The following is a 12,582-nucleotide window of genomic DNA, read 5'->3' on the forward strand; positions in this document are numbered from 1 at the left end:
CTCTGCCAGGATCGGCACTCAAATCGAGCTGGAGCTACGCCACCCGCCCGCGGTAGCCGCGGGGTGACGGCGGAGGAGAGCGACATGCACAACCCGGGCAGTTCCACCCCGGACCGGTTCGCGGCACAGGAGCGGTTCACCGACGGCGCGCAGTTCATCGGAGGGCGTCTCACGAAGGGGACCTCCGGTCGTACGCACGCGGTCGTCGATCCCGCGAGCGGTGAGGAGGTCTTCACCTATGAGCCGGCGGGCGTCGAGGACGTGGACGCCGCCGTCGCCGCGGCCCGTGCGGCCTTCCCGGGGTGGGCGGCCCTCACTCCCGGTGAGCGGTCCGACGCCCTGCACCGGTTCGCCGCCGTGCTCGCCGAGCGTGCCGAGGACTTCGCCCGCGCGGAATCGCTCCAGTGCGGGAAGCCACTGAAGCTGACCCGTGAGTTCGACGTTCCGGGGACCATCGACAACACGTCTTTCTTCGCCGGTGCCGCTCGGCATCTTCAGGGGCAGTCCGCCGGCGAGTACTCCGGGGATCACACGTCGTACGTGCGGCGTGAGCCCATCGGTGTCGTGGGGTCCATCGCGCCCTGGAACTATCCGCTCCAGATGGCCGCCTGGAAGATCCTTCCGGCGATCGCCGCGGGTAACACCATCGTTCTGAAGCCCGCCGAGATCACGCCGCTGACCTCGCTCCTGTTCGCCCAGGCCGCGACCGACGCCGGGATTCCCGACGGTGTCGTCAACATCGTCACCGGGACCGGGAAGGAGGCCGGGGAGCGGCTGGTCGGGCACCCCGACGTGGCCATGACCTCCTTCACCGGGTCGACGGCCGTCGGCAAGCGTGTCGCCGAGATCGCCACCGCCACCGTCAAGCGGCTGCACCTGGAACTCGGCGGCAAGGCTCCCTTCGTCGTCTTCGACGACGCCGACCTGGAGGCCGCCGTCAACGGGGCCGTCGCGGGCGCGCTCATCAACACCGGGCAGGACTGCACGGCCGCCACGCGCGCGTACGTACAGCGGCCCCTGTACGAGGCGTTCGTCGAGAGGACCGCCGCCCTCATGGGGAGCGTGCGGCTCGGGGACCCCTTCGCCGCCGGCACCGATCTCGGGCCGCTCATCTCACACGTCCAGCGGGACCGCGTCGCCGGGTTCGTCGACCGTGCGCGTGGCTACGCGCGCGTGGTGGCGGGCGGAGAGGCGCCGGGCGGGGAGCTCGCCAAGGGGGCGTACTACAAGCCCACGCTCGTCGCCGACGCCGCCCAGGACAGCGAGATCGTCCAGTCCGAGATCTTCGGGCCGGTGCTCGTGGTGCTGCCCTTCGACAGCGACGACGAGGGCATCCGGCTCGCCAACGACACGCCCTACGGGCTCGCCGCCTCCGCCTGGAGCCGGGACGTCTACCGGGCGAACCGGGCCACCCGGGAGATCAAGGCCGGGTGCGTGTGGGTCAACGACCACATCCCGATCATCAGCGAGATGCCGCACGGCGGATACAAGGCGTCCGGCTTCGGCAAGGACATGTCCTCGTACTCGTTCGAGGAGTACACCCAGATCAAGCACGTTATGTTCGACAATACGGCGGTTGTCAGGAAGGACTGGCACCGCACGATCTTCGGGGACCGATAGCCGTACTCAGGCCGCCCGACCCGCGGCCGCCACCTTCCCGAAAGGGCACCAGCGCATGGAGCAGTACGAGCCCGACCGCCTGTCACCGGCCCAAGTGGCCGCCGTGCGGCGCAGCTTCCGCAATGGCCGGGCCGCCATGACCCGGCGGTCCCTGTTGCGTGCCTCCGCGGGCGGCGCGCTCGCGGTCGGCGGCCTCGGGACGCTGAGCGCCTGCGGCATCCCCGCGGCCGGCAACACCCAGGGCGGCGTCTCCGCGGAGGACCACTCGGCCAAGGAGAAGGCCGTCAACTTCTCCAACTGGACCGAGTACATCGACGTGGACGAGAGCGAGAAGCACCACCCCACGCTCGACCAGTTCAAGAAGCAGACCGGCATCTCGGTCAAGTACACCGAGGACATCAACGACAACGTCGAGTTCTTCGGGAAGATCAAGCCCCAGCTGGCGGCGGGACAGGACACCGGACGCGACATCATCGTGCTGACGGACTGGCTCGCCGCCCGGCTCATCCGGCTGGGGTGGGTGCAGAAACTGGACGCGTCCAACCTGCCCCACGCGTACGCCAACCTGTCCGCGCAGTTCCGTGACCCCGACTGGGACCCGGGACGGGCGTACTCCTATGTGTGGCAGGGCATCTCGACCGTCATCGCCTACAACAAGAAGGCCCTCGACGGCCAGGAGGTGAAGTCGATCTCCGACCTGCTAGACAACGCCAAGCTCAAGGGGCGGGTCGGCTTCCTGTCGGAGATGCGCGACAGCATCGGCATGACCCTGCTCGACATGGGCAAGGACCCGGCGCACTTCACCGCCGACGACTACGACGCGGCGATCGCGCGCCTCCAGAAGGCCGTCGACAAGGGGCAGATCCGCCGCTTCACCGGCAACGACTACACCTCCGACCTGACCAGCGGCGACTTCGCGGCCTGTGTCGCCTGGGCCGGGGACGTCGTACAGCTGAAGGCGGACAGTCCGGACATCGACTTCATCATCCCGGACAGCGGATACATGACGTCGACCGACAACATGCTGATTCCCAACAAGGCCCGGCACAAGACGAACGCCGAGCGGCTCATCGACTTCTACTACCAGCCGAAGCCGGCCGCCGAACTCGCCGCGTACATCAACTACGTGTCTCCCGTCGACGGTGTGAAACCCGAGCTGGAGAAGCTCGACCCGGATGCGGCGAACAACCCGCTGATCATCCCCGACAAGGCCATGGCCGCGAAGTCCCACGCCTTCCGCTCCCTGAGCGCGAAGGAAGAGACGGCCTTTGAAGAGAAGTTCGCGAAGCTGACTGGGGCGTGATCACCGTGACGAACAAGAGCACAGACAACAGCGGCGACGTCCGCCTCTCCGGCATCAGCAAGACGTACGACAACGGCTTCACCGCCGTACAGCCGCTCGACCTGACCGTGCCCCAGGGCTCCTTCTTCGCCCTGCTCGGCGCCTCCGGCTGCGGCAAGACCACCACCCTGCGCATGATCGCCGGTCTCGAGGAGCCCACGACGGGCACCGTGCACCTCGGCGACCAGGAGGTCACCCGGCTGCCGCCCTACAAGCGGCCGGTGAACACCGTCTTCCAGTCGTACGCCCTCTTCCCGCACCTGGACATCTTCGAGAACGTCGCCTTCGGTCTGCGCCGGCGTGGCATCAAGTCGGTGAAGAAGCAGGTCGAGGACATGCTGGAGCTCGTGCAGCTCGGGGAGCAGGCGCGGAAGAAGCCGCACCAGCTGTCCGGCGGCCAGCAGCAGCGGGTCGCCGTGGCGCGGGCGCTGATCAACAAGCCCAAGGTGCTGCTCCTCGACGAACCGCTCGGCGCTCTCGACCTCAAGCTGCGCCGCCAGATGCAGCTGGAGCTCAAGCGCATCCAGACCGAGGTCGGCATCACCTTCGTGCACGTCACGCACGACCAGGAGGAGGCCATGACCATGGCCGACACGGTCGCCGTGATGAACGCGGGCCGCGTTGAGCAGCTCGGCTCGCCGACCGATCTCTACGAGAACCCGAACACCACCTTCGTCGCCAACTTCCTCGGCACCTCCAACCTCATCGAGGCCGAGGTCGACTCCACGAGCGGCGGCGAGATCGTGCTGAAGGCGGGCGGCGGAAAGCTGGTGCTGCCCGAGACGCGGTACGCCGGGCCGGCCACGACCGGCGGCAGGGTGCTGGTCGGCGTCCGGCCCGAGAAGATCTCCCTCACCCACGCCGACGAGGCCGGGGAGATCCCCGTGGGCCGCAACCGGATCACGGGGAAGATCGCCGACTCCTCCTTCATCGGCGTCTCCACGCAGTACGTCATCGACAGCCCCGTCTGCCCCGAGTTCGAGGTCTACGCCCAGAACATCGACCGCGACGACCGGCTCGTACCCGGCGCCGAGGTCGTCCTGCACTGGAACCCGGCCCACACCTTCGGCCTGGACGCCGACCAGGACATCGACGCCGGTATCCAGGAAGAGGCGACGCTCTGATGGCGACGCTCACCGAGGCGCCGCCGCCTCTGACCCCGGCCGCGCCCGAGAAGAAGCCCCCGCGCAGGAGGGGCCGCCTCACGCCGTACTGGCTGCTGCTGCCCGGCATCCTGTGGCTGCTGGTCTTCTTCGCGCTGCCGATGATCTACCAGGCCTCCACGTCCGTGCAGACGGGTTCCCTGGAGACGGGCTACAAGGTCACCTGGCACTTCGCGACCTACTGGGACGCGCTGGCCAACTACTGGCCGCAGTTCCTGCGCTCGATCCTGTACGCCGGTGCCGCGACGGTCCTCTGTCTGGTGCTGGGATATCCGCTCGCCTATCTCATCGCCTTCCGCGCGGGGCGCTGGCGGAACCTGATCATGGTCCTGGTGATCGCACCGTTCTTCACCAGCTTCCTGATCCGCACCCTCGCCTGGAAGACGATCCTCTCGGACAGCGGCCCGGTGGTGAGCGCCCTCAACACACTGCACGTCCTGGACGTCACCAACTGGCTCGGCTGGACCACCGGCGACCGCGTCCTGGCCACGCCGCTCGCGGTGGTGTGCGGTCTGACGTACAACTTCCTGCCGTTCATGATCCTGCCGCTCTACACCTCGCTGGAGCGCATCGACGGACGGCTGCACGAGGCGGCGGGCGACCTGTACGCCAAGCCGGTCACGACCTTCAGGAAGGTCACCTTCCCGCTGTCGATGCCGGGCGTGGTCTCCGGGACGCTGCTGACCTTCATCCCGGCGGCCGGCGACTACGTCAACGCCGACCTGCTCGGCTCCACGGACACCCGCATGGTCGGAAACGTCATCCAGACGCAGTTCCTGCGGATTCTGGACTATCCGACGGCCGCGGCCCTTTCCTTCATCCTGATGGCCGCGATTCTCTTCATGGTCACGTTCTACATCCGTAGGTCCGGCACGGAGGATCTGGTTTAAATGACCTTCGTCAACTGGCTCAAGCGCCGTCTCGTCGTCATCGCGGGACTGATCACGCTCGGATATCTGCTGCTCCCCAACGTCGTCGTCACGGTGTTCTCCTTCAACAAACCGAAGGGGCGTTTCAACTACCAGTGGCAGCAGTTCTCCACGGACGCCTGGAAGGACCCCTGCGGGGTCGCCGACATGTGCGGCTCGCTCTCCATCAGCCTCCAGATCGCGTTCTGGGCGACGGTCGGGGCGACCGTTCTCGGCACGATGATCGCCTTCGCACTGGTCCGCTACCGCTTCCGCGCCCGCGGCGCCGTGAACTCGCTGATCTTCCTGCCGATGGCGATGCCCGAGGTCGTCATGGCGGCCTCGCTGCTCACCCTGTTCCTCAACATGGGCGCGCAGCTCGGCTTCTGGACGATCCTCATCGCCCACATCATGTTCTGCCTGAGTTTCGTCGTGACGGCGGTCAAGGCGCGCGTGATGTCGATGGACCCGCGCCTCGAGCAGGCGGCCCAGGACCTTTACGCCGGTCCCGCGCAGACCTTCCTGAGGGTCACCCTGCCGATCGCCGCCCCGGGAATCGCCGCGGGCGCGCTGCTCGCCTTCGCGCTCTCCTTCGACGATTTCATCATCACCAACTTCAACGCGGGCTCGACCGTCACCTTCCCCATGTTCGTCTGGGGTTCGGCACAACGCGGAACGCCCGTTCAGATCAATGTCATCGGCACGACCATGTTCCTCGTCGCCGTACTTCTGGTTCTGACCTCCATGGTCGTCAGCAATCGCCGCAACAAGCAAAAGGCGTGAGCCATGAGCCGTTGGACAAAGGCCCTTTCCGAGGCCCAGCCGATCCCGTACTGGCTGGACGACCCCGGCCGGCCCCACCCCGAGCCCGCCCTCACCGGCGCCGAGACCTGCGACCTTCTGGTCGTCGGCGGTGGCTACAGCGGGCTGTGGACCGCGCTCAACGCGAAGGAGCGCGATCCCGGGCGGGATGTCGTCCTGCTGGAAGGCCGTGAGACGGGCTGGGCCGCCTCCGGTCGCAACGGCGGCTTCTGCGCGGCCTCCCTCACCCACGGCCTGCCCAACGGGCTCACCCGCTGGCCGGACGAGATCCACAAGCTCCAGGAGCTGGGCGCCCGCAACCTCGACGAGATCGAGAAGGCGGTCGCCCGGCACGACCTCGACTGCGAGTTCGAGCGCACCGGCGAGATCGACGTGGCGACCGAGACGTACCAGGCCCGGGAACTGCGCGACTGGTACGAGGAACTCCAGGAGAAGGGCCTCGCCGACGGCGTCGAATTCCTGGACGCCGACGCGGTGCGCGAACAGGTCGCCTCACCGACCTTCGAGGCGGGGCTGTGGGACCGCCGGGGCGTGGCCATGCTCAATCCCGCCAAGCTCGTCTGGGGCCTGAAGCGGGCGTGCCTGCGGCTCGGCGTCCGGATCTACGAGCACACCCCCGCGCTCACCCTGAGGCCGTACGGCGCCGGCATGGCCGTACGCACTCCGTACGGCTCGGTCCGGGCCCGGCAGGTCGCGCTCGGCACGAACATCTTCCCGAACCTGGTCAAGCGGGTCCGGGCGTACACCGTGCCGGTCTACGACTACGCGCTGATGACCGAGCCGCTGAGCGAGGAGCAGCTCGCGTCGATCGGCTGGAAGAACCGCCAGGGACTCGGGGACTCGGCGAACCAGTTCCACTATTTCCGGCTCTCCGCCGACAACCGCGTCCTGTGGGGCGGTTACGACGCGGTCTACCCGTACGGCGGCCGGGTGCGCGCCGAGTACGACGACCGGCCGGAGACGTACGCCAAGCTCGCCGGGCACTTCTTCACCTGCTTCCCGCAGCTGGAGGGCGTCCGCTTCACGCACGCGTGGGGCGGCGCGATCGACACCTGCTCCCGGTTCTCCGCGTTCTACGGCACCGCCCACCAGGGCAAGGTGGCGTACGCGGCCGGCTACACGGGTCTCGGCGTCGGGGCGACCCGGTTCGGGGCGGACGTGATGCTGGACCTGCTGTCCGGCGAGGCCACCGAGCGGACCTCGCTGGAGATGGTCCGCAAGAAGCCGCTGCCCTTCCCGCCGGAACCCTTCGCCTGGACCGGCATAGCCCTCACCAAGTGGTCGCTGGCCCGTGCCGACGCGCACGGCGGGCGGCGCAACCTGTGGTTGCGGACCATGGACAAGTTCGGTCTGGGATTCGACAGCTGAACGGTCGTAGGTGATCCGATTCACTCCGACGAGTGGTCAGAACCCGCGTAATGCTCGCCGGGAAACCTCCCTCTCTCTCGTGACGCAACCAGTGTCGACGAGAGAAAGGGAGGTCTTCTCATGACAGGGGCGAAGACGGCGGTCGAGTGGCTGGCATCCGTCGCACCGGATCCCGAGGCCTGCCGCTGGGAGTGGGAGCGCAACCCCCTGGGGGTCGCACTGCTTCCGGCGGGCAAGGCCTGGGACGTACTGATCCTGCCGGGTGAGCTCGGCTATCCGACGCTCGACGTCCTCACTCGCATCCTCGACCGGCTCGGCCCGGTGCTCGTCGACTTCGGCGACGCGCGCATGGGGTTCTTCGTGCCGCCGGGCACCGCGGCCCGCTGGCTCGGCACCGGTGTCCGTACGGCCGGCGCCGGCACCTGGATCGTCGTGCCGTATCCGGGCCGGGTGGCCGGGGGAGGGGTGCGCTGGCTGGTGCCGCCCGACGGCTCCGGCATTCTCGTCGATCCGGCGCTGCTCGAACTGGCGATGCACGAGGCGGCGGCGGGCCTGGCGACGGAGGGCAACGGCTGAGCCGGCGGTTCCACCACGCTCTCGTCGGCCGCCCGTGCGGCCGACGCGGACCCGACGACTCCTGTGCCCAGTGGGAGTGCGGCGCTGCGGGCGTCCCCCGCCGGCAGCGACGACGCCCAGTGCGCCCAGGGGTTCAGCGACGGTCCAGCCGTGCCAGGAAGAGCCGGAACCCGAGCAGCAGGACCGTGCACAGGCACCAGCTGCCCACCACGTCCAGGGGCCAGTGCCAGCCGCGGCGGACCAGGCCGAAGGAGACGCCGAGGACGACAAGGCCGCAGCCGATGACGAGCGCGCGGCGGGCCCGGGTGGACCGGAGCCAGGGGAGGACGAGGAGGGTGGCGGCGCCGTAGGCGATCGCGGCCGTGGCGGTGTGTCCCGAGGGGTAGTAGCCGGTCCCGGATGAGACCGGGGTGCCCGGGCGGTCGGTGAGTTCCTTGAGGGGGACGACCAGGGCGGGGACCAGGGCCATCAGGACGGCCGCGGCGGCGGACGGCGGCCACCATCGGTCTGTACCAGTGCTGCGTGCCCGCCAGGCCGCAAAGAGGAGGGCCACGACCAGGACCGGGACCGCGGCCTCGACATTGCCCAGGTCGGCGAGGGCCGCCGAGACGCGGTCCGGGTGGATCAGTGCGCGGCTGACCCGCTCGTCGACACGCAGAAGCGGCCCGTCCTCGACGACCTGCCAGGTGATCAGGGCGAAGAGGAGGGCCGGAATTCCGAGAAGGAGGATGAGGAAGGCCGGCCGCCCCGGAACAGGGGGGGTGGTTCCGGGGCGGCCGATCGGATCGGATGGTCGGCCGCCCCGGGGGGTTTGGGGCGGGCGACTGTCCGATCGGTGAGGAGATCCGGAGCCAGAGGCTCCAGTTGTGTGCGCGAGGGCACGACCAGGGCGAAGCTGGGGAGGCCCCGTCCTGATGTCGCCCACAGTCCCCTGTGGGCGGGGTGTATCTCTCATCTGGGTAGAACCTACGGCAGGGCGGCGGCGTACGACAGGCGGAATCCCATCCTCACCGCCACCTCGCACACCTTCTTCACACCCTCTGCCGCTGGCCACCGCAGCCCCTGAATTCCCTGTGCGGTCAGATGCGGGTGAAGGCCTGCTCGATGATGTCGAGACCCTCCTCGAGGAGGTCCTCGCCGATGACGAGCGGGGGCAGGAATCGCAGGACGTTGCCGTAGGTGCCACAGGTCAGGACCAGCAGGCCCTCCTGGTGGCAGGCCTTGGCGAGCGCGGCGGTCGCTTCCGGGTTCGGCTCCTTGGTCGTACGGTCCTTGACGAGCTCGATGGCGATCATGGCGCCGCGGCCGCGGATGTCGCCGATGACGTCGAACTTGTCCGCCATGGCGGTGAGGCGGGCCTTCATGACCGTCTCGATGTGCTTCGCCCTGGCGTTGAGGTCGAGCTCCTTCATCGTCTCGATGGCGCCGAGCGCGCCGGCGCAGGCGACCGGGTTGCCGCCGTAGGTGCCGCCGAGGCCGCCGGCGTGGGCGGCGTCCATGATCTCGGCGCGGCCGGTGACGGCGGCGAGCGGGAGACCGCCGGCGATGCCCTTGGCCGTGGTGATCAGGTCCGGGACGATGCCCTCGTCCTCGCAGGCGAACCACTGGCCGGTGCGGCAGAAGCCGGACTGGATCTCGTCGGCGACGAAGACGATGCCGTTGTCCGTGGCGAACTTCGCGATCTCCGGCAGGAAGCCCTTGGCCGGCTCGATGAAGCCGCCCTCGCCGAGGACGGGCTCGATGATGATCGCGGCGACGTTCTCGGCACCGACCTGCTTGGTGATCTGGTCGATGGCCTGGGCGGCGGCCTCGGGACCGGCGTTCTCGGGGCCGGTGGGCCAGCGGTAGCCGTAGGCGACGGGGACGCGGTAGACCTCGGGCGCGAAGGGCCCGAAGCCGTGCTTGTACGGCATGTTCTTCGCGGTCAGCGCCATGGTGAGGTTGGTGCGGCCGTGGTAGCCGTGGTCGAAGACGACGACGGCCTGGCGCTTGGTGTACGCCCGCGCGATCTTCACGGCGTTCTCGACGGCTTCGGCGCCACTGTTGAACAGGGCCGACTTCTTGGCGTGGTCGCCGGGGGTCAGCTCGGCCAGCGCCTCGGCGACCTCCACGTAGCCCTCGTACGGGGTGACCATGAAACAGGTGTGGGTGAAGTCGGCGAGCTGCTGCGTGGCGCGGCGTACGACGGCCTCGGCGGAGGCGCCGACGGACGTCACGGCGATGCCCGAACCGAAGTCGATCAGCCGGTTCCCGTCGACGTCCTCGATGATCCCGCCGCCCGCGCGTGCCGTGAAGACGGGCAGCACGGACCCCACACCCTGCGCGACCGCGGCGACCCGGCGGGCCTGCAGCTCCTGCGACTTTGGTCCGGGGATGTCGGTGACGACGCGGCGCTCCTGCGGAAGTGCGGTCATGAGGGGCTCCTGGGGTGGTGCGGGCGCTTGCTTCTCTTCTCGCAGGCTAGGCCGGGGACCGGGGGGTGGGCATGCTCCATGTGGGCGTTGTCCGGAGAACGGGTTGTCCGCGGTGGACATGGCGCCGGCCACGACGCCCGGCCGCGTAAGCAGTGAACTCCCCTGGCGGGGGCGTTAGATTGGCCGCTGACGGTGGACGGAACGGCTGGTCAGGGAGCAGGGGCGATGGACAGCGACGGGACGCAGGACGCGCGGGGTACGCATGCGAATCCTGTGCCGCGGGCACGGTCGGGGATGCCGCCGATGCCGTCCCAGGCGCCTGGGGTGCCGCCGCTTCCGGACGGGTCGGCCTTCCTGACGTGGCTGCGCACGCCCCGGCCGGATGCCGCACCGGGTGTGTGGAGGTTCGGGCACAAGGCGCGGGCGCATGAGGAGCGCGAACAGATTCCGGCACGGCAGTTGGTCAGCGGAGCGGTGATCGCGTTCCTGGTGGGCTGGCTGATCTGGTCGCTGCTGTGGAACGGGTACCTCGGTGGGTGGTGGCTTCTACCGCTCTATGTGATGATCCCGGATTCCTGGACGGATCCGCACTCCTTCGGCCGTGTGATCATCAGCTACGCCTGGTACCTCATGATCGCCCTTGCGATCATGATCACCGTCGGTCGACTCGGCCGCTGGGGCGAGGTCTGGCGTCGCTTCGGGCCCCCCGCCTGGCGGCAAGCCGCTCCCGCCCACGAGCCGCCGCCCGCCCCCGAACAGGATCCCGCCGAATGGTCCCAGCTTCGTGCCGTCGGTGCCGTCGACGCTGCCGAGCGGCTGGCGGCCGAGGCCAGGGCCGGGTTGATGCGGGACGTGGACCATGCCCGGATCGCGCGGGCCTGGCAAGGCGTACGCAGTGGCCGGTTCAGCCTCGCCACGTTCACCCGTGCCGTGCTCCAGGAGGGCGCCGCCGCCTGTGTGCACCCCTCCGGGGAGCGGGATCTGCCCGCACGGCTCGCCCGGCACGACCTCCTCACGGGCCAGGTACGGCTGGGGACCACCGCCGACGACGCCCGCAACCCGTACGCCTATCGGGGAGCCGGACTGGGGCTGGGCCCCGAGCTGCTCGGGACCTCGCTGCTCGCGGTCGGGCCGGCCGGGTCCGGGAAGACCGGGACCGTCGTCAGGCCGATCGCCGAGTCGTTGTGTCTGCACGCGCTCGCCGGGCGGGCCGCCGTCGTGGTGGTCGGTGCCGCGGGCGCCGGGCTCGGACCGGCCGACGCCTACGACGTCGTCGTACAGATCGGGAATCCCGAGTCGGTGTACGACCTCGACCTGTACGGGGGGACGACCGATCCGGACGAAGCCGCGGCCGTGCTCGCCGAGGCGCTCGTCGGGGACCTCGCCGAGCCTCATCAGGGGGGCGACACCCGGCGCTCCACCACCGTGCTCGCCCAGCTCCTCGGACCGTTCCGGGCGGTCCACGGCCGCTTCCCCTCCGTACCGGAGCTGCGGCAGCTGCTCGACGGCGCGCCCCGGCCGATGGCCGCGCTGCGCAAGGGCCTCGAGGACTCCGGGCAGGAGTCGCTGCTGCGCGAACTCGACGCGCGGGAGCGGCAGATGGGGAACCCGGGGGATGTGGGGGGCATTCTCGCGGACCGGGTCGCGCTGCTCGACCGGCCCGCCTTCGCCACGTTCTTCCAGAGCGCGGGCTCCGACTCGTCCGGGCAGTCGCGGCCGTTCTCGCTGAAGGCCCTCGACCACCCCGTCCGGGTGCGGATCGACCTGCCGCAGCGCGGGCACGCCGACGCCTCCCGGATCCTGGCGCGGCTGGTGCTGGCACAGTTCACGGCGAGCGTCGCGGTGCGCGAGGACCGGTCGCTGTTCGCCTGCCTGGTCGTCGACGACGCCACCGGGGTCGTGACGCCGGAGGCCGTACGGGGCGTGCAGCGGTTGCGCTCCGGCAATGCAGGAGTGGTGCTGACGCTGCGGACCCTGGACGACGTACCGCGGCCACTGCGCGGGCCTCTGCTCGGCGCCATCGGGTGCCGGATGGCGCTGTCCGGGCTCACCCCGTGGGACGGGCAGGACTTCGCCGAGGTGTGGGGCAAGGAGTGGATCGAGGCGCGGGACGTCACCGACCGGCAGATCATCGCCGAGACGCCGGCCGGCAAGGCGCTGCACGCGGTGCGCCGGGTCATCACCGGCAAGGCGCCGACCGCGCGGGCGGTGACCGTGCGGCAGGTCGAGCGGGAGCGGTGGTCCGCGTCCGAGCTGGCGCACGGGGTGCCGCCCGGGCACGCGGTGCTGTCGCTGACCACGGTGACGGGTGAGCACGCGCCGCCGCTGCTGGTGGATCTGCGGGGATGACGACGTGAGGGCGTGACCTG

Annotated in this window: 10 protein-coding genes; 8 read left to right on the forward strand and 2 right to left on the reverse strand. The window is 69.7% G+C overall.

The window, feature by feature from the left end; translation table 11 throughout:
• Positions 1-84 precede the first annotated feature (84 nt).
• From ACGFWE_RS36225 to ACGFWE_RS36255, 7 genes are all read left to right on the forward strand, one after another.
• The gene (locus ACGFWE_RS36225; RefSeq protein ID WP_393604370.1) at positions 85-1,620 is read left to right on the forward strand and encodes a gamma-aminobutyraldehyde dehydrogenase; all 1,536 of its coding nucleotides are present in this window, start codon (positions 85-87) and stop codon (positions 1,618-1,620) included.
• A gap of 55 nt (positions 1,621-1,675) precedes the next feature.
• On the forward strand, positions 1,676-2,923 hold the full coding sequence (locus tag ACGFWE_RS36230; RefSeq protein WP_393604372.1) for a PotD/PotF family extracellular solute-binding protein: 1,248 nt from the start codon (positions 1,676-1,678) through the stop codon (positions 2,921-2,923).
• A complete protein-coding gene (locus ACGFWE_RS36235) occupies positions 2,920-4,086 on the forward strand; it encodes an ABC transporter ATP-binding protein (RefSeq protein WP_393604374.1) in 1,167 nt (388 codons plus the stop codon). Before ACGFWE_RS36230 ends, ACGFWE_RS36235 begins: the two co-directional genes overlap by 4 nt.
• Positions 4,086-5,015, forward strand: a complete 930-nt coding sequence (locus ACGFWE_RS36240; protein ID WP_352389482.1) for an ABC transporter permease — start codon at positions 4,086-4,088, stop codon at positions 5,013-5,015. The genes ACGFWE_RS36235 and ACGFWE_RS36240 overlap by 1 nt, the downstream gene beginning before the upstream one ends.
• Entirely contained in the window at positions 5,016-5,816 is an 801-nt protein-coding gene (locus ACGFWE_RS36245; RefSeq protein WP_352389483.1) for an ABC transporter permease, read from the forward strand. It abuts the gene before it with no gap.
• A gap of 3 nt (positions 5,817-5,819) precedes the next feature.
• On the forward strand, positions 5,820-7,223 hold the full coding sequence (locus ACGFWE_RS36250) for an NAD(P)/FAD-dependent oxidoreductase (RefSeq protein WP_393604376.1): 1,404 nt from the start codon (positions 5,820-5,822) through the stop codon (positions 7,221-7,223).
• 120 nt (positions 7,224-7,343) lie between these two features.
• Complete coding sequence (locus ACGFWE_RS36255; protein WP_393604378.1) at positions 7,344-7,799, forward strand: hypothetical protein; 456 nt, start codon at positions 7,344-7,346, stop codon at positions 7,797-7,799.
• Between the two features lie 133 nt (positions 7,800-7,932).
• On the opposite strand, the gene ACGFWE_RS36260 is transcribed toward ACGFWE_RS36255, so the two are convergent.
• Both ACGFWE_RS36260 and gabT read right to left on the reverse strand, forming a co-directional pair.
• Positions 7,933-8,724 (reverse strand): phosphatase PAP2 family protein, encoded by a 792-nt coding sequence (locus tag ACGFWE_RS36260; RefSeq protein WP_352389486.1) that lies wholly within the window; start codon positions 8,722-8,724, stop codon positions 7,933-7,935.
• Between the two features lie 154 nt (positions 8,725-8,878).
• Positions 8,879-10,213, reverse strand: a complete 1,335-nt coding sequence (gene gabT, locus ACGFWE_RS36265) for a 4-aminobutyrate--2-oxoglutarate transaminase (protein WP_393604380.1) — start codon at positions 10,211-10,213, stop codon at positions 8,879-8,881.
• A 225-nt stretch (positions 10,214-10,438) separates the two neighbouring features.
• Between gabT and ACGFWE_RS36270 the strand changes: the two genes are divergently transcribed.
• Entirely contained in the window at positions 10,439-12,562 is a 2,124-nt protein-coding gene (locus ACGFWE_RS36270) for an ATP-binding protein (protein ID WP_393604382.1), read from the forward strand.
• The last annotated feature ends 20 nt before the right edge of the window (positions 12,563-12,582 follow it).

Origin of the sequence: Streptomyces sp. NPDC048523 (assembly GCF_043199815.1) — a bacterium.
Lineage (GTDB): Bacteria > Actinomycetota > Actinomycetes > Streptomycetales > Streptomycetaceae > Streptomyces.